This window comes from Caloranaerobacter azorensis DSM 13643 (genome assembly GCF_900129995.1).
Lineage (GTDB): Bacteria > Bacillota > Clostridia > Tissierellales > Thermohalobacteraceae > Caloranaerobacter > Caloranaerobacter azorensis.
Genome location: NZ_FQXO01000008.1, coordinates 22301 through 45645, shown reverse-complemented (window position 1 = coordinate 45645; position 23345 = coordinate 22301). Strand labels below are relative to the sequence as shown.

General features: G+C 29.8%; 24 protein-coding genes and 1 other annotated feature. Of the genes, 1 reads left to right on the top strand and 23 read right to left on the bottom strand.

Going from position 1 to position 23345, the window contains the following annotated elements:
- Positions 1 to 21: 21 nt before the first annotated feature.
- The gene (locus BUB51_RS01795) at positions 22 to 849 is read left to right on the top strand and encodes an SDR family oxidoreductase (protein ID WP_083599466.1); all 828 of its coding nucleotides are present in this window, start codon (positions 22 to 24) and stop codon (positions 847 to 849) included.
- A gap of 37 nt (positions 850 to 886) precedes the next feature.
- On the opposite strand, the gene sigK is transcribed toward BUB51_RS01795, so the two are convergent.
- The 23 genes from sigK to BUB51_RS01685 form a co-directional block, all read right to left on the bottom strand.
- Positions 887 to 1591, bottom strand: coding sequence for an RNA polymerase sporulation sigma factor SigK (gene sigK, locus BUB51_RS01790; protein WP_035161226.1), 705 nt, complete (start codon positions 1589 to 1591; stop codon positions 887 to 889).
- A 70-nt stretch (positions 1592 to 1661) separates the two neighbouring features.
- Positions 1662 to 3308 carry a peptidoglycan D,D-transpeptidase FtsI family protein gene (locus BUB51_RS01785; RefSeq protein ID WP_073194946.1) on the bottom strand — a complete coding sequence of 549 codons (1647 nt, stop codon included), beginning with the start codon at positions 3306 to 3308 and terminating at the stop codon, positions 1662 to 1664.
- A 62-nt stretch (positions 3309 to 3370) separates the two neighbouring features.
- Positions 3371 to 4009: a uridine kinase gene (gene udk / locus BUB51_RS01780; RefSeq protein ID WP_276716890.1), complete on the bottom strand. Its 639-nt coding sequence runs from the start codon at positions 4007 to 4009 to the stop codon at positions 3371 to 3373.
- Complete coding sequence (locus tag BUB51_RS01775; RefSeq protein ID WP_073194944.1) at positions 4006 to 5235, bottom strand: peptidase U32 family protein; 1230 nt, start codon at positions 5233 to 5235, stop codon at positions 4006 to 4008. The genes udk and BUB51_RS01775 overlap by 4 nt, the downstream gene beginning before the upstream one ends.
- Positions 5236 to 5239: 4 nt before the next feature.
- Positions 5240 to 5893, bottom strand: a complete 654-nt coding sequence (locus tag BUB51_RS01770) for an O-methyltransferase (protein ID WP_143153538.1) — start codon at positions 5891 to 5893, stop codon at positions 5240 to 5242.
- 83 nt (positions 5894 to 5976) lie between these two features.
- A complete protein-coding gene (gene mltG, locus BUB51_RS01765; protein ID WP_073194942.1) occupies positions 5977 to 7017 on the bottom strand; it encodes an endolytic transglycosylase MltG in 1041 nt (346 codons plus the stop codon).
- 184 nt (positions 7018 to 7201) lie between these two features.
- Positions 7202 to 7672, bottom strand: a complete 471-nt coding sequence (locus BUB51_RS01760; RefSeq protein WP_035161235.1) for a QueT transporter family protein — start codon at positions 7670 to 7672, stop codon at positions 7202 to 7204.
- A gap of 47 nt (positions 7673 to 7719) precedes the next feature.
- Positions 7720 to 8073 carry a YlbF/YmcA family competence regulator gene (locus BUB51_RS01755; protein ID WP_035161238.1) on the bottom strand — a complete coding sequence of 118 codons (354 nt, stop codon included), beginning with the start codon at positions 8071 to 8073 and terminating at the stop codon, positions 7720 to 7722.
- Positions 8074 to 8131: 58 nt separating this feature from the next.
- Positions 8132 to 9802 carry a ribonuclease J gene (locus BUB51_RS01750; protein WP_073194940.1) on the bottom strand — a complete coding sequence of 557 codons (1671 nt, stop codon included), beginning with the start codon at positions 9800 to 9802 and terminating at the stop codon, positions 8132 to 8134.
- A gap of 130 nt (positions 9803 to 9932) precedes the next feature.
- Entirely contained in the window at positions 9933 to 10370 is a 438-nt protein-coding gene (locus BUB51_RS01745; protein ID WP_035161243.1) for a Fur family transcriptional regulator, read from the bottom strand.
- Between the two features lie 100 nt (positions 10371 to 10470).
- Positions 10471 to 10728, bottom strand: a complete 258-nt coding sequence (locus BUB51_RS01740) for a DUF1292 domain-containing protein (RefSeq protein ID WP_073194938.1) — start codon at positions 10726 to 10728, stop codon at positions 10471 to 10473.
- Entirely contained in the window at positions 10725 to 11153 is a 429-nt protein-coding gene (gene ruvX / locus BUB51_RS01735) for a Holliday junction resolvase RuvX (protein WP_073194936.1), read from the bottom strand. Before ruvX ends, BUB51_RS01740 begins: the two co-directional genes overlap by 4 nt.
- 12 nt (positions 11154 to 11165) lie before the next feature.
- Positions 11166 to 12116 carry an aldo/keto reductase gene (locus BUB51_RS01730; protein WP_073194935.1) on the bottom strand — a complete coding sequence of 317 codons (951 nt, stop codon included), beginning with the start codon at positions 12114 to 12116 and terminating at the stop codon, positions 11166 to 11168.
- Positions 12088 to 14283 (bottom strand): hypothetical protein, encoded by a 2196-nt coding sequence (locus BUB51_RS01725; RefSeq protein ID WP_073194933.1) that lies wholly within the window; start codon positions 14281 to 14283, stop codon positions 12088 to 12090. The genes BUB51_RS01730 and BUB51_RS01725 overlap by 29 nt, the downstream gene beginning before the upstream one ends.
- A 16-nt stretch (positions 14284 to 14299) precedes the next feature.
- Complete coding sequence (locus BUB51_RS01720) at positions 14300 to 14530, bottom strand: IreB family regulatory phosphoprotein (RefSeq protein WP_431188439.1); 231 nt, start codon at positions 14528 to 14530, stop codon at positions 14300 to 14302.
- A gap of 414 nt (positions 14531 to 14944) precedes the next feature.
- Positions 14945 to 17581, bottom strand: a complete 2637-nt coding sequence (gene alaS, locus BUB51_RS01715) for an alanine--tRNA ligase (protein WP_073194932.1) — start codon at positions 17579 to 17581, stop codon at positions 14945 to 14947.
- An 81-nt stretch (positions 17582 to 17662) separates the two neighbouring features.
- Positions 17663 to 17868: a binding site (T-box leader), on the bottom strand.
- 55 nt (positions 17869 to 17923) lie between these two features.
- Positions 17924 to 19102: an AI-2E family transporter gene (locus BUB51_RS01710; protein ID WP_073194930.1), complete on the bottom strand. Its 1179-nt coding sequence runs from the start codon at positions 19100 to 19102 to the stop codon at positions 17924 to 17926.
- A 40-nt stretch (positions 19103 to 19142) separates the two neighbouring features.
- On the bottom strand, positions 19143 to 19304 hold the full coding sequence (locus tag BUB51_RS12825) for a YtxH domain-containing protein (RefSeq protein ID WP_143153537.1): 162 nt from the start codon (positions 19302 to 19304) through the stop codon (positions 19143 to 19145).
- 44 nt (positions 19305 to 19348) lie between these two features.
- On the bottom strand, positions 19349 to 19888 hold the full coding sequence (locus BUB51_RS01705) for a PRC-barrel domain-containing protein (RefSeq protein ID WP_073194928.1): 540 nt from the start codon (positions 19886 to 19888) through the stop codon (positions 19349 to 19351).
- A 57-nt stretch (positions 19889 to 19945) separates the two neighbouring features.
- Complete coding sequence (gene mnmA / locus BUB51_RS01700) at positions 19946 to 21040, bottom strand: tRNA 2-thiouridine(34) synthase MnmA (protein ID WP_073194926.1); 1095 nt, start codon at positions 21038 to 21040, stop codon at positions 19946 to 19948.
- A 116-nt stretch (positions 21041 to 21156) separates the two neighbouring features.
- Complete coding sequence (gene nifU / locus BUB51_RS01695; protein ID WP_035161262.1) at positions 21157 to 21579, bottom strand: Fe-S cluster assembly scaffold protein NifU; 423 nt, start codon at positions 21577 to 21579, stop codon at positions 21157 to 21159.
- Complete coding sequence (nifS, locus tag BUB51_RS01690) at positions 21579 to 22757, bottom strand: cysteine desulfurase NifS (protein WP_073194924.1); 1179 nt, start codon at positions 22755 to 22757, stop codon at positions 21579 to 21581. Before nifS ends, nifU begins: the two co-directional genes overlap by 1 nt.
- Positions 22758 to 22867: 110 nt before the next feature.
- Positions 22868 to 23317 (bottom strand): RrF2 family transcriptional regulator, encoded by a 450-nt coding sequence (locus BUB51_RS01685; protein WP_073194923.1) that lies wholly within the window; start codon positions 23315 to 23317, stop codon positions 22868 to 22870.
- Positions 23318 to 23345: the final 28 nt, after the last annotated feature.

Here is a 23345-nt window from a genome sequence, read left to right as displayed (position 1 = left end):
TAAAACAAAGGAGGGAGTTTCGTGGAATACATATACGGAAAAGTTGCACTTGTAGTAGGAGCATCTTCAGGCATGGGTAAGGCATGTGCCGAATATTTAAAAAAACATGGATATATAGTTTACGGTACTTCTAGAAAAGCCATATTCCCTGATTCACTTACTAAAAATAGAGAAGGAACAATCCAAATGATACCTTTAGATGTAACACAAGAAAAATCTATTAAAGAAGCTATAGATTATATAGTAAAAAACGAAGGACAAATAAATATACTACTTAACTGTGCAGGATATGCTCTAGGTGGCGCCGTTGAAGATATATCTAATGATGAAGCTCATGAAATATTCGATACGAATTTTTTTGGGATGATGTCGGTTATAAGACATGTATTACCTATAATGAGAAAACAAAATAAAGGTTTAATTGTAAATATAAGTTCTGTAGCAGGGTTTATTGCACTTCCTTTTCAATCTATGTATAGTGCAACTAAATATGCAGTAGAAGCAATGACTGAATGTCTGCGAATGGAAGTTAAACCTTTTGGAATTAAAGTTTCTATAATCGAACCAGGTGATATAAAAACTAATTTTACTTCTTCAAGAAAAACTGCTAAAGCTGCTTTAATTAATCCAGCTTATAAAGAAAGACATAAAAAAGCCGTTGAAACTATGATAAAAGATGAATTAAATGGCCCAGGCCCGCAAATTGTAGTAAAAGCATTTGCAAAAATATTAAACAGCAAAAATCCGCCTGTTAGAATTGTTGTTGGATTTAAATATAAATGTGTAGCATTATTAAAAAGAATTTTACCTTCAAGAGTAGTTGAACATGTTTTAGAAAAAATTTATTAAATAAAAAGATAAACACTGTATCTCTGCATACAGTGTTTTATTCGTTATAATTAAGTGCTCTACTTAATTTTTTTATCGCTCTTTTTTCTATTCTCGATACATATGATCTTGATATTCCAAGCATTTTAGCAATTTCTCTTTGAGTTTTACAGCACCCATTCAACAAACCATATCTTAATTCAATAATTTGGCGTTCTCTAGATTTTAATATTTTATCCATTTTCTTATAAAGCTTATTTACCTGCATTTTTAAATCTACTTTATCAACAACTTCATCTGGATCAGTACCTAGTATATCTATTAATGAAATTTCATTTCCTTCTTTATCCATTCCTATAGGATCTTGCAGCGAAACTTCGGACTTGATTTTCTTTGATGAACGTATGCACATTAATATTTCATTATCTATACATTTCGCTGCATATGTCGCTAACCTTGTTCCCTTTTTTCTATCGAATGTAGTAATCGCTTTTATTAAGCCTATCGTTCCTATTGATATTAAATCATCAATTTCTTTACCTGTATTGTGGTATTTCTTCACTATATGAGCAACTAATCTCAAATTTCTCTCTATTAAAATATTTTTAGCATTCTCATCTCCCTGTTCGTACAAATTTAGATACTTCTCTTCTTCTTCAGGAGTTAAAGGATTCGGAAAAGAATTTGTATTAGTTATATAACCAACATATAAAATAACAGGTTTAAAAAGTACTCCTAAAATAGCCAGTAAAGCCGTAAACATAAAAAAGCACACCTCCACAAAAGGTCCTACTAGATTATATGTTTTTTCTAGTGAAGGTGTGCTAGTACATCTATTCGATTTTTTCTATTTCTTTAGCTATTTTTTCAAATATTGGTGCTGCCGTTTTTCCACCCGAAATGCCATTTTCTATTAAAACGGTAATTGCATATTTAGGATTATCTTTCGGAAAGTAACCTGCAAACCATGCATGTATAGTTTCCCTTTTATTATAAACAGCTTGAGCCGAACCTGTTTTGCCGGCAGCTCCTCCTATTTCCTCCATCGAAATATTTTTAGCTGTACCCATAGTAACTACTTTTTCCATATATCTCCGAATGAGTTTTGCATAATAAGAATTTAAAATTCTTTTCGGCTTATCTCTTTTTATCTTTTTTATAACACGCCCATCTTCAGTTACTAAACTGTCTACAATAGACATATCTTTCATAATGCCATTATTAGCTATTGTAACAATCATGTTGGTTATTTGAAGTGGAGTTACTTCAATACTCCCTTGTCCTATCGATATGTTTCCTATCGCTGGACCAAGTATATCATTTCCTTCCGGCAGATTACCCTTAACCTCCTCTAAAAGTCCAATATTAATCAATTCTCCAAAGCCAAATTTTTTCGCAATTTGAATTATATTTTTAGCTCCTACTATTTTCCCTATTTGAATAAAAACAGAATTACATGAGTTATAAAACGCCTCTTCTAGATTTATTTCGCCATGTCCACCTGTTTTATGTGAATGACAGGCTATCTTAATATTACCTATTTCCTCATAACCTTTACAAAAATATTTTTTATCTAAATCAACCTTTCCACTTTCTAATGCTGCTGCAAGCACTATTATTTTAAATAGAGAACCCGGTGGATAGGCTACTTGTACTGCTTTATTATACAGCTCCATATTATCGCTATTAAAATATTTTACAACATTTTCCTGATCAAAATTAGGTCTGCTAACCATAGCTAAAATATCTCCACTTTTTACATCAGCAACTATTACGGCTCCATTTTTCTTCTCGGAATCCATCACTCTTTCTACAATTTTTTGAATATTATAATCGATTGTCAATTTTATACCAGTAGCTTTTTCATTTCTCTTTTTTAATACATCTATCATTCCAATGCCTGGTATTAAATTCTTTCTCCCGTCAACAACTAAAGCTGATTTTCCATATGAATCTTCTAATTTTAATATATTATCAAATGCCCTCTCAATACCGCTTTGTCCCTTGTTTTCACTTTTATTAACGTATCCAATAACATGTGATAATACATTTTCCCCATCATATCTTTTTATCTTATCCTTAACATAAATTCCCTTTAAATTCTCTATTTTTTTTAAATCATCAGCTTCTTTATCTAATGGAATTTCAATTATATTTCCATTACTTAAAATCTTATATTTTTCAATAGAATTTTTACTATCTAAAATTTTTAGTATTTTCGATAATTCTTTCTCACTATACATGTTTCTAAATATGAACATAGTTTTAATTTTATTCTTATTCGTTAAAGGTATTAAATTCCTATCAAATATCATACCCCTAGAAGGTTTAAGTTTAATCTCTATAGTTCTTTGTCTTATTGCTGCCTGTTTGTATTCTTCCCCTTTAATAATTTGAATGTAAAACAATCTAACAATGATTAATCCAAAAATAAATAATGCAGCACAATAGAAAAATATTAATCTTCTTCTCATCTTCATAAAAATACCTCCAACAGATAACTAATATAAGTATTCCCATTATCTACTGGAGGTATAATTTATTATTTTTGTTTTTGCATTATTATTGATTTAATTTTTGTAACCATTAAATCTATCGCTACTTTATTATACCCGCCTTCAGGTATAATTATATCAGCATATTTTTTACTAGGTTCAATAAACTGCATATGCGCTGGCCTTACTGTTGTTAAATACTGTTCGATTACAGACTCTAGTGTTCTACCTCGCTCTTTTATATCTCTTGTAATTCTTCTGATAATTCTAATATCTGCATCCGTATCAACAAATATTTTTATATCTAATAGATTTCTTATTCTCTCATCATCTAGTATCAAAATTCCCTCTAATATAATTATATCTTTAGGCTCTACTCTTACCGTCTCTTTTTTTCTATTATGGGCTTCGAAATCATAAATCGGTTTTTCGATTGGCTTACCCTCAAGCAAATCTTTTAAATGCTTAATTAATAAGTCATTATCAAAAGCTAATGGATGGTCATAATTAGTTTTTATCCTTTCTTCAAAAGTTAAATGACTTTGATCCTTATAATACGAATCTTGTTCAATAATTACAATATTCTTTTCTGGCAATGAATTAAAAATCTCCTGAGCTACCGTACTCTTGCCTGAACCAGTTCCTCCTGTAATACCTATTAGAATTGGTCTTTGCAAATTTATCATTCCTTTCTCAATTTTCTTATTATATCCCACGGTTCTACTGGCTGATTTATTTTCATCTTTATTATCTGCTGTGGATGCGGAGCTACCTCAATCCGTTCTCCATTTTCATCCCACATATCTTCAATTATTTGTGTAAAATGCTTCTTATTAGGACCAAAAATCTCTATTTCGTCACCAACAAACATTCTATTTCGCTGTTGAACAGTCGCAATTTTTGAGTCTTTATCATATTCGAGAATCAATCCTGTGAAATCATAAGTCCTTATATACGAACTACTCCCATACACTTGATCTTCACTAGTCGGTTTTCCAAAGTAGAACCCTGTTGTAAAATCTCTATGGCTAGCCTTTTTAATTTCATCTAACCATTTATCATTATAAACATAATTTTCAGGATCAGCAAGATATTTATCAATAACCATTCTATAAGATCTTACAACAGTTGCTACATAATATGCACTTTTCATTCGTCCTTCTATTTTAAAACTACTAATTCCAGCATTTATCAGTTCAGGAATGTGCTTTAACATACACAAATCTTTTGAATTGAAAATATAAGTTCCCCTTTCATCTTCAAATACTGGGAAATATTCACCCGGCCTTTTTTCTTCCATAATATAGTATTTCCATCTGCAAGGATGAGCACATTCTCCTCTATTTGCATCTCTAAATATCATATAGTTGCTTAACAAACATCTGCCGGAATAAGATATACACATGGCTCCATGAACAAAGGCTTCTATTTCTAAATCATCGGGTGTTTTATCTATTATTTCTTTAATTTCGTTTAAAGACAGTTCTCTTGCTACAACTATTCTCTTAACTCCCTGTTTATACCAATAATTTGCAGTATGATAATTTGTTGTATTTGCTTGAGTACTTAAATGAATTTCAAAATCAGGAGCTGCATCTTTCACAATACTAAATACTCCCGGATCCGATACAATTACAGCATCTACTTCCATATTATACAAATCTTTAATGTATTCTCTTAACCCTTTAAAATCCTCGTTATGCGGTATTATATTTAATGTTACATAAACTTTTTTCCCTCTCTTATGAGCAAATTCTAATCCCTGTTTTAATTGTTCAATATTAAAATTTTTAGCTCCAGCCCTTAACCCAAATCTCTCTCCTCCAAGATAGACAGCATCTGCCCCATAGATTACTGCCATTTTAAGTCTTTCTAAATCACCAGCTGGTGCTAATAATTCTGGTTTCTTCATTACTCTACCTCCCGTCTTTTTTTATCGTTAAAGCAATTCCATCACCAATAGGTATTATGCTCGTTTCAAGTATTGGAGTATCACATATGTATTTTAAATACTCTCTCATTCTTCTAACTATTGTTTTTTTTCTTCTTATTACCAAGTCGTCATTAGCTACCATTCCCTTAAAAAGTATATTATCTGAAATTATAATTCCCCCATCATTCAGATTATCTATGCAATAGGGTAAAAATTCCATATATTTACCTTTAGCTGCATCTAGAAAAACTATATCAAAATTATCCTTTATATTAGGCAAAATTTCCTGTGCCTCACCATGTAATATTTTTATTCTATTATCTAAACCGCCTTTTTTAAAATTCTCTTTTGCCAATTTTACCATATCTTCTCTTCTTTCTATTGTTACTATTTCACAATTTTCATTAGAAGCTTCAGCCATTACTATTGCTGAATACCCTATAGCCGTACCAATTTCTAAAATTTTCTTAGGATTTTTTATCTTTATTATTACTCTAATAAACTGTGCAACTTCAGGATGTATTATTGGTACATTATAATTTTTAGCATAATCCTCAAGTGCTTTTAAAAATTCAGAACTTCTAGGAAGAATACTCCTTATATATTCTTCTATGTAATCCATATTTATACTACTCAAAACTATCTCCCCTTATAATTAATATTACACAAATAATACGTGGCTAACATACCACGTATTATTTTATCCAATATCAAAACTTATTACTTGTATTTATTTTTCGCTTTTATATGTTCATTAAAAGTCTTTGAAAAAATATGACCTCCATTTTCATTAGCTACAAAGAACAAATAATCGACATCAGCCGGTTCTACAGCTGCTTCCATCGATTTTAACCCAGGTGATGCAATAGGTCCCGGTGGAAGACCTTTATATAAATAAGTATTATATCTAGAATCAATTTTTAAATCAGCATAAGTTAATTTTTCTTTTCTTTCTCCTAATACATATTGAACTGTTGCACATGATTGCAATAACCATCCTTTTTTTAGTCTATTATGAAATACTGCTGATATCAAAGGTCTTTCATTATCTAGTTTAGCTTCTCTTTCTATAATTGATGCTAATGTAATTACTTCATTCATTGTCAAATTTAATTTTTTTGCTTTTTCTTTAATTTTATCATTGTAAACTTGCTCAAATCTAGCTAACATTTTATCTATAATATCCTCTTCTTTAGCATCCTTATATATCTCATATGTATCAGGAAATAGATAACCCTCTAAAGTCAAGCCTTCAGGAAGTTCATTAAGAAAATCAAACTTATTTTTAAATAATGAAACATTATTACAAAGCTCTAAAAATCTTTCTTTATCAACTAAATTTTGTTTACTAAGCTTTTCTGCAATCATTGATAATTCATAGCCTTCTGGTATTGTAAACGTTATAGTCTTTTTAGAACTACCTTTAATCAATGCATCTATAATCTGATATAAATCCATTTTATTGTTTAGCGAATATTCGCCTGCCTTTAATTTCCCATCAACATTTTTCATTTTAACAATAATTCTAAAGATATATCTGTTTCTTATTAATGAATTTTTCTCCAATATCTCTGCAATTTCTTCGGTAGTACTACCTAATGGAATCTCTATAGTAACATTATTAGAATCGCCTTCAATACCTAAAGGTTTTATTTGTTCTTTAATATAAAAAAATACTACAGTTATAAAAAAAACTAAAACAAATAATACTAAACCTATTCTTAGTTTTCTATTTCTTCCTTTAATCAGGACTTTAGGCATAGCTTGTCCTCCTTTATTTTGCTCTTTTAATTATATAATTTTACACCTTTTTTTACAAGATATAATAGTAATTTATGAATAAAATATTCTGTTAAATAAATAGAAAAAAGCGGGTAAACCGCTTTGAGCCTGTTGACAAAGTAAAATATAAGTCTGTCAACAGTCTGAAGGCGGACACACCGCTTTATCTTATTGCTCTTTCATAAATATATAGAACAATATTTCCAAACAATCCTACAGCTATTAATTCGCCTAAAGCAATTGTTGCAGCAGTAGGCCAATAAGGCATATTAAAAAAATAAGAAACCCATAACGAAACAACAATCCCATTTAAAATAACCGGCGGTAAAATTCCTAGAAATTTGTTAGGCATTTTACTTGTTAAAAACGCCGCAACTAATGTAACTAAACTTCCACCTATAATATCTATCAAACCAAAACCCGAAGTAAAAGTTAAAATTAAATTTGCAATTAAACATCCAATAAAAACTCCCGGTATTGCAGCTGTTTCTACTAATGGTAATAATACTAGCGCCTCTGCTACTCTTATCTGTATAGGTCCAAAAGCTAATGTGCCAAAAGGTATTTCTAATGCTACAAGTATGACATATAATGCAGCGATTACACTTGCTTTAGTTAGAAATCTTGTATTCATCAGAAATCTCTCCTTTGTTATCCTTTGTTATCCTTTGTTATTCTATGCTATTTTTCATTATCCCTAATTCCCCAATTCATATTTACAGCTTCTCCTAAAATTTCATAAATATCATTCATCATTTGCCCTAGTCTAATTTCTGCCATAAAAAAATCATATATAATAGGATTGCCCATAACTATCTCTTCTAACTTTTCAAACTTTTCCAATCTTTCTTTTGGCACTTCTTCACCTGTCATACGTTGCATTTGAATTTCTATAGCTTTTTTCTTAAAATCTAATACCATTTCTTTTATATTTTTGTCTGCAAAAACTCTCTCTCGTTTTTTCTTATAATCTTTATATTCCTCTGAATTCTTAATTGCTCTAGCCAAACTATGAGCTATATCATAAACATTCATAAAACCACTCCCCTTTTAAAAACAAATTTTAATATACAATTACTATATGACCACAATATTAAACTTCCATTATTATAGGTAAAATCATAGGATTTCGTTTAATTTTACTATATAAAAAGTTCCTTAATTCATCTTTAATACTAGCTTTTAAAGTAGCCCAATCAGTAATATGATTCTTCTCACATTCAGCTAAAACGACTCTAATTTTCTCTTTAGCTTCTTCCATTAAATCTTCGGATTCTCTTACATAAACGAAACCTCTTGAAACTATATCTGGACCTGCTATTACTTTACCGTTTTCTTTACTAATTGTTACTACTACTACAATCAAACCATCTTCAGATAGATGCTTTCTATCTCTAAGTACAATATTACCAACATCACCTATCCCAAGACCATCAACTAGAATATTACCTGCAATTACTTGCTGCCCAAATTTCCCTTTATCTTTTGTAAATTCAATTACCGAACCATTTTCTGCAATAAAAATGTTTTCTCTCGGCATTCCCAATTCTTCTGCTAATTGAGCATGCTGCTTCAAATGTCTGTATTCACCATGTACTGGAATAAAGAACTTTGGCTTTAATAGAGTATGTATTAACTTAAGCTCCTCTTGACAAGCATGCCCCGATACATGAACATCAGCTAACGCCTCATAAATTACATCAGCACCTTTTTTGAAAAGCTGATTTATTACTTTAGCTACCATTTTCTCGTTACCAGGTATTGGTGTTGCAGAAATAATCACTAAATCTCCAGGCATTAGTTCCATCTTTTTATGTTCAGAAGATGCTATTCTTGCTAAAGCTGACATCGGCTCTCCTTGACTACCCGTCGTTATAACTACTATCTCATTATCTGGATACTTATCTATTTCGTTAATATCTATTAATACTCCATCTGGTAGATCTAGATATCCTAAATCTTTTGCAACATTAACCACATTAACCATGCTCCTGCCAGATACAGCCACTTTTCTATTGAACATAATCGCCGCATTGATAATCTGCTGTATTCTATGTATATTCGATGCAAAAGTAGCTACAATTATTCTCTGTTTTGCTTTCATAAAAATATCATTAAAAGTATCACCAACAGTTTTTTCTGACATTGTATAACCAGGTCTTTCTACATTTGTACTTTCAGCCATTAAGACTAATACACCTTTTCGTCCTAATTCTGCAAATTTATGCAAATCAATGACCTCTCCATTTATGGGCGTATAATCTATTTTAAAGTCTCCAGTATGTACTACAATACCTACAGGAGTATGTATTGCTAAAGAAACCGAATCTGGAATACTATGATTGTTCCTTATAAATTCTATATTGAAACATCCTAATTTAACCGATTTCCCGGGCTTTACAACGTTTAATTTTACGTTTTTTATATTATGTTCCTTCAATTTGTAATCTACAAGTCCTAATGTTAACTTCGTACCATAAATAGGAACATTAATTTTTTTCAATATATAAGGTAAAGCTCCTATATGATCCTCATGTCCATGTGTTAAAACTATACCCCTTACTTTTTCTCTATTCTTCAAAAGATAAGTTATATCGGGTATTACTACATCTATCCCTAACATTTCATCCTCTGGAAATATTAATCCGCAATCGATAACTATTATATCATTATTATATTCTATTACTGTTATATTTTTTCCTATTTCAAATAAGCCGCCCAATGGAATAATTTTTAACTTACTTAACGCCTTTTTCGACACCATATCACTCTCCTCGTCTATGTTTCTTATATTATCATAATTATATTACGTTCATTAGATATTTTAACCAAAAAATATATTTACTTTTAATTAATCTTCAATCTTAATGAAAAAATAAATCCCTCTATGGGATTTATTTTTTACAATCTTTACAGTACCCAAAAAATTTCAAGTTATGATCTACAATCTTAAACTCCCTGCTCTTCTCAATTTCTTCTTCTAACGCCTCTAAAAGATCTAATTGAACTTCTATAACTTTCCCACAATTTAAACAGATTAAATGATGATGCTGGTGATCCCCATTATTGGTATTCAACTCATATCTACTACAACCATCATTAAAATTCAATTTATAAATTATATTTAATTCCTCAAATAATTGTAAAGTTCTGTAAACAGTAGCTAAACCTATTTCAGGAAATTTTCCTCTAACTTTTTCATATATCTCTTCTGGACTTAAATGTTTGCCCTGATTTTCTAATATTACATCAAGTATAATCCTTCTTTGTGTTGTCAATTTATATCCTTTTTCCTTGAGCTGTTCTTTTAAACTTTCTACCAAATTTTCCATCACTTCACCTGCTTTTCTTATTCTATATATTAGTCTATAACTATATTATGGAAAAGTCAACAAATATGTTAATTCAAAATTTCAATATTTTAATATATTTTTAAATTATTTCATCTATAATAGCTTCATATACAGCCGCAGCATCATCAAACTCCGATTTATCCTCTATATTTACCAAAATCATATTACCATCCTCATCATATTCAATCTTTAATATATACGCTTCGTCTTCCTCCTCATTAACAGGAAGTAATACTGCATACTCTCTTTCTTCAATATCAAATGTAGCTATTACCTCAAATTCTATCTCATTGCCCTCGTCGTCAATAAGTGTTATTGTCTCGTGTCTATCTGTCATTTTATCACCTTCCTATCTATTTTATCTAAATAAGATTGTAAAATAAAAACAGCTGCTAATTTGTCTATAACGTTTTTTCTTTTTTTTCTGCTTACATCGGCATTAATTAACGCCTTTTCAGCAATTACAGTTGTCAACCTTTCATCCTCAAACACTATATTAATTTTAAATCTTTCCTTTACCCTTTCTGCAAACTTAATAACTTTTTCACTTTGGGGACCTAATGAATTATTCATGTTTTTAGGTAACCCAATTACTATTTCATTAACTTCATAATTATTAATGATTTCTTCTAATTCATTTAAATCACTTTTAATACTTTTCCTCTTAATTGTTTTTACGCCCTGTGCCGTTAAACATAGAGGATCGCTAACTGCTACTCCAATAGTTTTATCACCAACATCAAGTCCTAATATTCTCTTCATAAACACCTCCAACTATATTACTTTTATACAAAATTCTGGGCATACTGCTGCACAATACCCACAAAAAATACATTTATCTGTAACTGCTCTAGCTTTACCTTCTACAATTTCAATTCCTCCATGTTTGCATGTCTTAACACATTTTCCGCATCCTATACACCAATCCTGGACTATAAGCCTTCTAGTCTTCTTGCCTAATCTTTCTTTTAGATACTTTGGTATATTCCCTTTTTCTAACAAACTAATATTGGCATCGACTTCATCAATCGATTGCATTCCTATAGCTATCGAATGAAGATATGGTATATTTTTGACATACTCAAAGGCTTCTTCTACTCTATTTATTAAATGTCCGCCCCCTAGAGGCTTCATCCCATATATACCAATACCTTTTTCATATGCCTTTCTTATAGCATCAATCATTTCTTCTGAACTTCCATCTTGTATTCCTAAACCAAACTTATTAATTATTGGATGTATAACTTCAATCTCTTTAAATTTTAACGAATCCAATACCGCACTTACTCTATGCGTTGAAATTCCAAAGGCTCTTATCAATCCTTTCTCTTTAGCCTTTAAAAAATATTCAATTGCTTCATAATGGCCTCTAATTGTATGTTCACTTTCTTGCTCATGTAATAAAAAAATATCGATATAATCTGTTTCTAATTTTTGTAATGCATTCAAAAGGCTTTTTTCTGCTGTTTCCTCTGAATAAGAATAAGATTTTGTTGCTATAATATATTTTTCTCTCGGTATAGTTTTTAGTGCTTCTTTAATATATTCATAATTATCATATAATTCAGCCGTATCTAGAAAATTAATTCCACGCTCATAAGCATATTTTATTATATTAGCACCTGTCTCTATTGGTAAATTAGCCTGAAGCGGCCCCATCGTTAAAGAACCGAAACATATTCTTGATACTTTAATATTAGTCTTCCCAAGATTTCTGTATTCCATTACAACACATCTCCAATGCTGATATTATTAGGTAAGTCAAAGCAGTTACGTTTAATAGAAGTATTAAAGCTGCCATAACAACACCAGAATCATTTAAAAGCAACCCAAAAATTGCACTAATTATAGAACATTTAAACCCAAAAGTTATATTTTTATTTTTAAATAAAATCTTCTTTACAATATTTTTTTGAGTTATTAATAAAATCGCAAACAATATAATATTTGTTCGGAGTGATTCTCCCCAAATAGATACTTTAAATAATTTGACATTCATCAATAACTTTCTAACTATTACATTGTAAATATAATTAATGTCTCCAGACAACATTCTACCAATAAAATCGCTTATATGCGTCGTACTATTACTTAATATAATATCAATAACTATAATTATAGAAACAATAGATAATAATATCAACAGCACTTTTAATATATTTATATTAAAATGATTCTTTTTAGCTTTAAAAAAATCATCAAATATTATATAAATAAATATGAATGCTAAAGTCAGCCCTCCACCTAGATTCGCCCCAAAATTTGAACTTATTAAAAGATATATATTAAAAATAAGTAGCATATATAAAAACAGTTTTTTCGGTTTATTTTTTAATATAAAAGTAAGCATAGTAAATAATGAAAAAATTAGAATACCTACTAACTCATTGCCTAATCCATAATATCTAGCCCCTATTATCGGATCATATCCAATAATAGACATTTTAGTTAATTCACAATTTGTAAAAAGATCTATTAGAATAGTCACACATGTTAATGCACCAATAAATTGTAATCTATTTTCAGAATTGAAAACCAAAGTCAATGCTAATATTGAAAAAGATATTATGATGATATGTTTTATATATTCCCAAGTATCCATTATATTGTAACTTGATACGATTAAAAAAACAAGAGGTATAATGATTATTAACATAAGTATTAATTTGATAAAAAACAATAATCTCTTTGTTAATAGCTTTTTAAATAATAAAACAAAAGTTACAGTTATAATAAAAATCATTTCACTGATTACATATATTTTTAAAAACTGTTTTCTAATATTCGAAACAAATTTAATTTTATAACTTAATTGCTTAATAAATGTTAGATTATTACTATGTCTTTTAAATTTGATGTCAGCTCCAGTAAAACCTTTATAATCAACATCTAAATATTTTGTAATTGAAGGTGCAATATCTATATTAGATACAATACCATTCTTCTTTGTAGTTTCTGAAAATAAAATTCCTTTAGATATTCCATCTCCCCAAAATATTAAAGGTGTCAACTCACTAGCACTTTCTATCTTATCGTCTCCCATATTTGGACTTATTACTATAAGTCTTGTCGAATTTCTATCAATACTATTTACTAAATTTTCTATAAACTCATCTGCTTTCTTCAATATTCTTTCTCTATGTAAGAAATACATTATATCTGTTAGGTTATCTCTACAAAAATAAAGCCTATCTAAATCGCCTGTTTCGATGACTATTAATGAAGCATTATTTTTTAAATTCTTCAACTCTATTAATATTTTTTCATAATCGGTACGTATTCCATATGGGTATAAATCATCTTTAATTAAAATATTATCTACATTCCCATAATCTATAAACCCTCTAAAATCAATAGCTATTAGACAATTTGTCCTAATAATATTATCAGCAGTATCTGAATTCCCAAATACTGCTGTTTTTAAACCCTCTTTATGTAAAGCGTAACCTAACGCTCCAATTTTAGCATTAAATCTATTCTTGTTATTTAACTTATTAAGCTTTACAACCTCAGTATTAACAATTTGATATCTATCTGGTATGATTCCTAATCTTCTTTTATAAATTTTAGATATATTATTATTCAAATTATAGCTCTTTGAGTTCAGATATGTTGCATTAGCTCTTCCAGATGCATTAATCGTTGCATAGGACTCTGCACCTTTATATCCATACAAACCTCTTGTGTTCATTACTCCTATACTTCCATCTTCAATTAAAGCTTGCAGGTTGTCCATATATTCTAAATCTTCAAATGTTAATCTGTTTAAAATTATCATAATCACTTTTTTTCTATTATTAGATTCAGAAATACAAAAACTTTTTCCGCTTATTATTAGTATAATAATCATAATTAAAATTCTAAACAAATTCTTCTTTAGTGTTTTAAACAAAGCAATCGCTCCACTTTTAGTTTTCCAAATAGTTTTTTAGCAATTCTTCTAATAATTCGTCTCTTTCTAGTTTTCTAATTAAAGTCCTTGCATTTTTATGACTTGTAATATAAGTTGGATCTCCAGAAAGAATATAACCTACCATTTGATTTATTGGATTATAGCCTTTTTCTTTTAAAGCATTATATACACTTATAATTATCTTTCTAGCTTCGGTAACATTTTCTTTTTCTACATTAAATTTCATAGTCTGATTCATCATATCTTTCACAACAATCCCTCCCTTTTATTTATATCATATATTCTACAATTATATACATATTCCTTTAAATTTATAATTAATATTGTGAAAACCTGACCCATAAGGGTCAGGAGAGCTTGTTGACAAAGTGAAATATTTTATGAAAATAACGCTCATGCAGACGAATTTAGAAAAAACTAAAGGTTCAAATTTTTAGAAAATCCTAACGCACCTAATCAAGACCTCCTGTCTTGTAGGATGCTGGTTTGACATCCTGTCAAACCTACGAATTTTCTTAAAAATTTTCACCTAGTTTTTTAACTAAATTCTTTCAAGCATTCGATTTCATTTTCATAAATATAAGTTCATCAATAGTCTGGACCTGACCCATAAGGGTCAGGAAAATATGGCTAAAAATTATTATAACTGTCCTTTTATTATATCTACAACTTTTGATAAAGCAATATCTATTTTAGATACATCTTTCCCACCGGCTTGGGCCATATCAGGTCTGCCACCTCCGCCACCACCAGTCTCTTTAGCTACCTCTCTAATTATATTTCCTGCATGTATACCTTTTGAAACCAAATCTTTTGTAGCCATAGCGACAAATGAAATTTTATCATTTTTAACTGAACCTAAAACAACTAAAACAGAGCCCATTTTATCTCTAATTCTATCCCCCAATTGTCTTAATTCATTTATACCCATATCATCTATTCTTTTAACTATCAAATTCAATCCATCAATTTCAACTTTTTCGCTAATAATATCATCTACTTTTGAACTCGCTATTTTAGACTTTAAATTATCAATCTCTTTTTCTAATAATTTATTTTGATCAATTAGAGCCTTTGTCTTGTCTAAAATTTCTTTTTTATTTGTTTTAAGCAGTTCCGCTAATGAATTTATTTTCTTCTCCATATTATTTAGATATTCAAAAACTTTTATACCTGTAATTGCCTCTATTCTCCTTATACCAGATGCTACTCCACTTTCACTTACAATTTTAAACATACCAATTTGACTTGTATTACTAATATGAGTACCACCACATAATTCTAGAGAATAATCTCCCATTTTTACAACTCTAACTTTTTCACCATATTTTTCACCAAATAAAGCTACTGCTCCCATTTTTATAGCTTCATCTAAAGAAACTTCAAAAGTTTCTACATTTAATGATTGTAATATCTTTTCATTAACTAATTTTTCTATTTTTTCAAGTGTATCTTTATTTAATCCTTCAAAATGCGTAAAATCAAATCTCAATCTATCAGGTTCCACTAAAGAACCGGCTTGATTTACATGTTCGCCTACAATATCTTTTAAAGCTCTGTGTAAAAGATGTGTAGCAGAATGATTTCTTGCTGCATCTAATCTCTTTTTCTCATCTACAATAGCCTCTACTTTATCCCCTTCTGAAACTTCTCCATTCTTTACAATTACTTTATGAAGAATAACACCTTTATTACCTTTCTTGGTATCGAAAACTTCACATTCAAAATTACTGTTTAACAATCTACCTTTATCTCCAACCTGTCCTCCGCTTTCAGGATAAAAAGGCGTCTCTTTTAGAACTAAAATACCCTCTTGTCCTTTTTCAAGTTTTTTGACTACTTTATTATCTTTAATAATATTCAATATTTCTGTCTCTAGTCTAATATTATTATATCCTTTAAAAATAGTTTTTCCTTTATCAATATCAAACCCTTCTATATCTATATCCCAAGCTTGACTATCTTTTTCTGCTCTTGCTTTTCTAGCTCTTTCTCGCTGTTTATCCATTTCTCTGTTAAAACCTAACTCATCTACTGTTAGACCCTCTTCTTCTAGTATTTCCCTAGTCAAATCTAATGGAAAACCATATGTGTCATATAATTTGAATGCACTTTCGCCGTCTAATTTAGTTTCTCCTCTACTTTTAATCTTTTCTATATATTCTCTTAAAATATTAATACCTTGATCAATCGTTTCATTAAATTTATCTTCTTCTATATCAATTACGCTTTTAATCTGAACCTGTCTTTCTTCTAATTCTGGATAAACCTCTTTCCAATTTTCAATAACTATATTAGACAATCTACTCAAGAACTTTTCATTTATTCCTAACAATTTCCCATGACGAGCCGCTCTTCTAATCAATCTTCTTAAAACATAACCTCTTCCTTCATTGCTTGGTAACACACCATCTCCTACCAAGAAAGTGATAGCCCTTATATGATCAGTAATTACCCTTATTGAAGTATCTTTCTTATAATCCTTTCCATAAACTACACCACTTATTTCCTCTACTTTATTCAATATACTTTTAATCGGTTCAATTTCAAAAATATTATTTGCTCCTTGAAGTACTGCTGTTATTCTCTCAAGTCCCATACCAGTATCTATATTAGGATTTGGTAAATCTTTATAATTACCATTCTCATCTTTATCAAATTGTGAAAATACTAAATTCCAAACTTCTACATATCTATCACAATCACATCCCGGTTTACAATCATCTTTACCACAACCGTACTTTTCCCCTCTATCTACATAGATTTCAGAGCAAGGGCCACAAGGACCAATTTCTAATTCCCAGAAATTATCCTCTTTACCTAATCTAATTATCCTATTACTATCAATACCTATAACCTTATTCCATATTTCAAAAGCTTCATCATCTTCATAATAAACCGACACCCACAATTTATCTTCACATATTTGCAGCCTTTTAGTTATAAATTCCCATGCCCATTTAATAGCTTCTTCTTTGAAATAATCTCCAAACGAAAAATTCCCTAGCATTTCAAAAAAAGTCGCATGTCTGTCGGTTTTTCCAACATTTTCTATGTCGCCAGTTCTGACACATTTTTGACAAGTTGCCATTCTTTTTCTTGGCGGTTCTTCTTTCCCTACAAAATATGGCTTTAATGGTGCCATTCCCGCATTTATGAGTAATAAACTTCTATCATTTTTAGGGATTAATGAGTAGCTTGGAACTATAAGATGTTCCTTCTCCTTAAAAAAATTTAAAAATTCGCTACGTACTTCGTGTAAACTTAACTTTTTCATTTAGTTCACCCTTTCTTTAAATTTTATATTATATTTTTATATAGTATTTATTTTCTGATTATAAAAAAACTCGCCCCTTGAATTAGGGACGAGAGAAAAACCCGCGGTACCACCCTACTTACTATAAAGTCGCTCAAATATGATAACGGAATAACCGTAGACTCCTACTCTAATTTCAAAGCCTCAACTTAAGGGCTGCTTCAGTACACTCGTCTAAATACCTTCCAGCCATGGGTATTCTCTCTATAAGACTCGTAATACCTACTACTCCCTATCATCGTTGTTAACAATATTTTCTTCAATAAGGATTATAAATAAAATATCTATTCTTGTCAATATAGCCTATAATCTAATAAGTTTATTAATTATAAAGTTTATTACTATCTTTAATATCGCTGTAATAGGAACTGCTAGTAAAAGTCCCCATATTCCAAAATAACTTCCTCCAATTAATAATGAAAAAATTACTACTACAGGATGTAATCCTACGCTTTCACCTACAATTTTAGGAGAAATTATTCCACTTTCAAATTGCTGAATCGCAGTAAATAAAATAATAACCCACAAAGCTTTTAAAGGACTTTCCATTAATGCAAATACAAGTGCAGGTATTATTCCTATTATAGGCCCAAAATATGGTATAACATTAGCTATCCCTGCTATTATTCCTATTATTAATGCAAAATCAATACCTAACATTAATAATCCAATAGTTGTAGCCACCCCGACAAAAACTGCAACTATAAGTTGTCCTCTAATAAATTTCCCTAATACCACATCAATCTCCCTGAATACATATAAAACATCTTGTCTATATACCTTCGGAATAATCATAATTATTTTTTTCTTAAAATAATCTTTATCTTTTAGAAAATAAAAAGTTAAAATCGGAATTAAAATAAAACTAACTGCCTTTGAAAAAATATGCATAATAGAATTTGTAAAGTTTTTCAAGGAATTTAATAATGTAACCTGTATTTTATCAAGATTCGACTTTACTACTTCGTTTATACCTTGTAACCCGGGTGGTAAATTTGCAATATTTTTCGAATAACTTATATAGATTTCATTAAAAAACTCATAGGCATCATTAAAATAGTTAGGTAAAACATCTATTAATTTTTTAAATTCATTTATGAGTTTAGGAAAAATAGAAAAAGAAATAATAAGTATAAATCCTATTAAAATCAAATATACTATAAGTACACCTAAAGCCCGCGGCACCTTTCTTTTTTCCAAACTATTAACCATAGGATTTAAAAGATATGATAATCCTATTGATAAAATAAATGGAGTAAATAATCCGGTTACATTTTTAGTGATTTTACCAATTATGTAGACAAACAAAACTATTAGCAAAGTCGTTACGATTTTAATAATTTTCTTTTTTGAAATTGAAATCCGTTTATTAGTTTCTACATATTTATTCCCGATATTAACTAAAAAATAAATTATAAATCCCAGTAAACAGACAATAAAAATCTCTCGTAAATAAATAATAAAATTAACTAAATTCCGCATGATAACCTCCTCATATATAAAGGCAGCAAAGCTGCCTTATTTAAAACCACCCCATATTATCCATCATAGTAAAAAGCATTTTTTTACCTGTCCTCATTAGCCTCTTTCTTTGCCTAGGAGTCATTCTACTTGCAGCATATACTCCTGCTGTTGCACCTATTATGCTTCCAGCAATAACTCCTTTTACAAATCTACTTTTCATTTTATACACTCCCTTATATCATTTATAATTAGTTTATTACTCTTTTACTGCTCTAATTCTAGAAGTTTTTTGAAGTATTCTTTATTTTTGTCAAACTCTGTTTTAATTTCATCCGAAATTATCATAGCATCTTTACCAAATGTAATTCCATATATATAAGGCAGTACATTTCTACCATCCATAATATCTTGGATTAAACCATCGGATAATATAAAACCTAATACTTTTCCACTGCCTTCATCTATTATTATATCCTTTATTATCCCTATATTTTCTCCAGATTCTGTTATTACATCCTCACCTATTATTTTTTCTCTTTCCTTTATTAATTGAAAAATATCAGGTATATTTGCTGCAGATTCAATAACATTTTCTTTATCAACTATAATAGCATCTTTCCCAACACTTATTACATTTTTATATTTTATTATTTTTGCTTCTTTAAAAACACTACCTTCATGTGTCATCAAAGCCAGAATTCTAAACTTCTTTCTCGAAAAAACTAAATCTTTTATAACAGCTATTTTCTTTCCAGAAGTTTTGCTCATTACAGGTAATCCAACTATTTCACTGGCTTTTTTCACTAAAAAAACCTCACTTTATAGTTTTATTTCTTATATATTTATTATTCCACAATTTAATTATAATATTTTCTTTAAAATTGTTCCACCACCAACAACAATGTCACCATCATAAAATACAATAGATTGTCCCGGGGTTATAGCTCTAACAGGTGCGTCAAATACAACTTTAACTTTATCTTCTTCAATAGGATATACAGTAGCATCTGTTTCTTTTGCAGTATATCGAATTTTCGCCTTAACTTTTAATGGTTTCGTTAATTTTTCAAATGGTATAAAATTTAAATCATTTGCAATAAGTTCAGTGCCAAAAACTTTTTCAGCATCACCGACAACCACTATATTTTTTTCAGGATCAATGTGTACGACATAAACTGGTTTTCCAAGTGCTAGCCCTAAACCCTTTCTCTGTCCAATTGTATAATGTGTTATTCCTTTATGCTTGCCTAAAATATTTCCATCAGTATCTACAAAATATCCCGGTTTAATTTCATAATCAGCATTTTCCCTTATAAACTTACCATAATCATTGTCTTCAATAAAGCAAATCTCCTGGCTTTCTGGTTTTTCAGCCACAATTAAACCTAATTCTCTTGCTATTTCTCTAACTTTTTCCTTATCTCCAATATTACCTAAAGGCATCAATATATGTTTTAACTGATCTTGTGTTAAATTATATAGCACGTAAGTTTGATCCTTACTTACTGCTTCCGAACGTTTTAATAAATACCTGCCTATTTCTTCATCGTATACGATTTTAGCATAATGCCCAGTTGCAACATAATCTGCACCGAGTGATTTAGCTCTTCTTAATAATTCTTCAAATTTAACAAATCTATTACAAGCTATACAAGGATTTGGTGTTCTTCCTTTACCATATTCGTCTATAAAATAATTTATAACTTTTTCTTTAAAGACATCTTTAAAATTCATAACATAATAAGGTATACCTAAATAATTAGCAACCCTTCTAGCATCTTCAACTGCTGAAAGTGAACAACATCCTCCTTCTTTTTCTATAACATTATGGTCTTTTTCCTGCCAAATCTGCATTGTAACTCCTATTACTTCATAACCCATTTCTTTAAGTAAATATGCTGCAACTGAACTATCAACACCACCACTCATACCTATTACAACTCTCTTTTTTTCCATAATCCACCTCTATCTATTTTATATATAATATATATTTTGCTTCAATTTTTCAAAGTATACAATTTATTAAACTTTTTATGAACTTTGAAAAAAGCTACTGTTTAGCAGTAGCTTTTTTAGTGTTCATGTGGGTCTTCATCAGGATTGAAATCTTCTAATCCCTCTATTGTTACATTATTTTTCTTAGCATAATCTAAAAGAGCTGCTTTAATTGCTTGTTCGGCTAAAACTGAACAGTGCATTTTCACAGGAGGAAGCCCATCTAAAGCTTCAGCTACAGCCTTATTTGTTAATTTAACTGCTTCCTCAATGCTTTTCCCTTTGATTAATTCAGTAGCCATACTTGAAGAAGCAATTGCAGAACCACAGCCGAATGTTTTAAATTTAACATCTACTATGATACCATCTTCTATTTTTAGGTATATTTTCATTATATCACCACATTTAGGATTCCCTACTTGACCAACTCCATCTGCATCTTCAATTTCACCTACATTTCTAGGATTCATAAAATGATCCATGACCTTTTCTGAATACATTATTTACCCTCCTTTACATTTTCATATAATGGCGACATCTCTCTTAATCTTTCTACAATCTTAACTAAACTCTCAACTACATAATCCACATCTTCTTCCGTATTAAAATCTCCTAATGTAAATCTTAGTGACCCATGTGCTATTTCATGAGGTAATCCTATTGCAAGTAATACATGAGACGGATCCAAAGAACCAGAAGTACATGCGGAACCACTAGATGCAGCTATTCCCATCATATCTAAACTCAATAATAGAGCTTCACCTTCAACAAATTCTATAGAAAAATTTACATTTCCCGGTAGTCTTTTTTCTGGATGCCCATTTACTCTTACATAATCAATCTTATTAGTAACTTCTTTAATGAGTTTATCTCTTAAATAAACTAATTTTTTATTATGTTCTTCTAAATTTTCATAAGCTAATTCTAACGCCTTTGCTAATCCTACTATCCCTGCAACATTTTCAGTACCAGCTCTTCTGTTTTTCTCTTGAGCACCACCATGTATATAAGGATGAATTTTAACACCTTCTCTAATATATAATACACCAACTCCCTTAGGCCCATAAAATTTATGTGCTGACATAGAAAGTAAATCTATATTGAGCTTATTAACATCGATCTCAACATTGCCAATAGCTTGAACTGCATCAGTATGGAAATAAACTCCCTTTTCTCTTGCTATTTTACCTATTTCCTGAATCGGCTGTATAGTCCCAATTTCATTATTAGCAAACATAATAGTAATTAAAATAGTCTTATCTGTTATAGCATTTTTAAGCTGCTCTAAATCCACTATGCCATATTCGTCTACATCTAAATAAGTAACTTCAAAACCATGTTTTTCTAGGTATTCACAAGCATGTAACACTGCATGATGTTCAATCTTACTAGTTATAATATGATTCCCCTTATCTCTATTAGCAAATGCAACTCCTTTTATAGCCCAGTTGTCAGATTCTGAACCTCCACTCGTAAAATAAATTTCTTTGGGTTTAGCCTCTATTATTTTAGCTACTCTTTCTCTAGCTTCATCAATTGCTGCCCTAGATTCTCTACCTATTCTGTATATACTTGATGGATTGCCATATTTCTCTGTAAAATATGGCATCATCTCTTCTAAAACTTCCTTTTTAACTGGAGTAGTAGCAGCATAATCCATATATACATATCTCTCCATAAAAAAACCTCCCATAAACGAATAAATTCCATTTTATTTTAACATAAAAAATACTTTTTTAATCTAGATAAATATAAACAAAATCTACTTTAACTTTATTAAAAAAATTTTTATATATAATACATATAACCTTTATTTTTATTCATCTTATAATGCTCATCAACCATGTCTTGTAAAGTTACTGAGTCAATTACATCATTTATGCTGTCTCTTATTTTAACCCAAATAGTTTTTGTTACACAAAAATCTTCTTTATCACATTTAAAAGCCTCATCCTTAATAACACAATCAGTGGGAGCCAAGTTCCCTTCCAAAGCTCTTAAAATCCTGCCAACCGTTATATCTTTAGGAGGTGATGCTAATAAATATCCTCCTTGTGCTCCTCGTACACTATTTACAATACCCTCTTTTTTCAAAACAGAAATAAGCTGTTCTAAATAATTTTCTGATATATCTTGACTATCAGCAATACTTTTTAAGGGTATCGGCCCTTCGCCATATCTCTTAGCTAATTCAAACATGGCTTTTAAACCATATCTTCCTTTTGTAGATAACTTCATATTTATATCACCTCTTTATAATCCCTAG

Excerpts from the sequence above, each read along its gene's own strand:
- sigK (WP_035161226.1), bottom strand. The coding sequence starts at position 1,591 with ATGTTTACGGCTTTACTGGCTATTTTAGGAGTACTTTTTAAACCTGTT.
- BUB51_RS01785 (WP_073194946.1), bottom strand. The coding sequence starts at position 3,308 with ATGAAGATGAGAAGAAGATTAATATTTTTCTATTGTGCTGCATTATTT.
- udk (WP_276716890.1), bottom strand. The coding sequence starts at position 4,009 with ATGATAAATTTGCAAAGACCAATTCTAATAGGTATTACAGGAGGAACT.
- BUB51_RS01775 (WP_073194944.1), bottom strand. The coding sequence starts at position 5,235 with ATGAAGAAACCAGAATTATTAGCACCAGCTGGTGATTTAGAAAGACTT.
- mltG (WP_073194942.1), bottom strand. The coding sequence starts at position 7,017 with ATGCCTAAAGTCCTGATTAAAGGAAGAAATAGAAAACTAAGAATAGGT.
- BUB51_RS01760 (WP_035161235.1), bottom strand. The coding sequence starts at position 7,672 with ATGAATACAAGATTTCTAACTAAAGCAAGTGTAATCGCTGCATTATAT.
- BUB51_RS01755 (WP_035161238.1), bottom strand. The coding sequence starts at position 8,073 with ATGAATGTTTATGATATAGCTCATAGTTTGGCTAGAGCAATTAAGAAT.
- BUB51_RS01750 (WP_073194940.1), bottom strand. The coding sequence starts at position 9,802 with ATGGTGTCGAAAAAGGCGTTAAGTAAGTTAAAAATTATTCCATTGGGC.
- BUB51_RS01745 (WP_035161243.1), bottom strand. The coding sequence starts at position 10,370 with ATGGAAAATTTGGTAGAAAGTTTAAAAGAACAGCTCAAGGAAAAAGGA.
- BUB51_RS01740 (WP_073194938.1), bottom strand. The coding sequence starts at position 10,728 with ATGACAGATAGACACGAGACAATAACACTTATTGACGACGAGGGCAAT.
- ruvX (WP_073194936.1), bottom strand. The coding sequence starts at position 11,153 with ATGAAGAGAATATTAGGACTTGATGTTGGTGATAAAACTATTGGAGTA.
- BUB51_RS01730 (WP_073194935.1), bottom strand. The coding sequence starts at position 12,116 with ATGGAATACAGAAATCTTGGGAAGACTAATATTAAAGTATCAAGAATA.
- BUB51_RS01720 (WP_431188439.1), bottom strand. The coding sequence starts at position 14,530 with ATGAAATTTAATGTAGAAAAAGAAAATGTTACCGAAGCTAGAAAGATA.
- alaS (WP_073194932.1), bottom strand. The coding sequence starts at position 17,581 with ATGAAAAAGTTAAGTTTACACGAAGTACGTAGCGAATTTTTAAATTTT.
- BUB51_RS01710 (WP_073194930.1), bottom strand. The coding sequence starts at position 19,102 with ATGCGGAATTTAGTTAATTTTATTATTTATTTACGAGAGATTTTTATT.
- BUB51_RS12825 (WP_143153537.1), bottom strand. The coding sequence starts at position 19,304 with ATGAAAAGTAGATTTGTAAAAGGAGTTATTGCTGGAAGCATAATAGGT.
- mnmA (WP_073194926.1), bottom strand. The coding sequence starts at position 21,040 with ATGGAAAAAAAGAGAGTTGTAATAGGTATGAGTGGTGGTGTTGATAGT.
- nifU (WP_035161262.1), bottom strand. The coding sequence starts at position 21,579 with ATGTATTCAGAAAAGGTCATGGATCATTTTATGAATCCTAGAAATGTA.
- nifS (WP_073194924.1), bottom strand. The coding sequence starts at position 22,757 with ATGGAGAGATATGTATATATGGATTATGCTGCTACTACTCCAGTTAAA.
- BUB51_RS01685 (WP_073194923.1), bottom strand. The coding sequence starts at position 23,317 with ATGAAGTTATCTACAAAAGGAAGATATGGTTTAAAAGCCATGTTTGAA.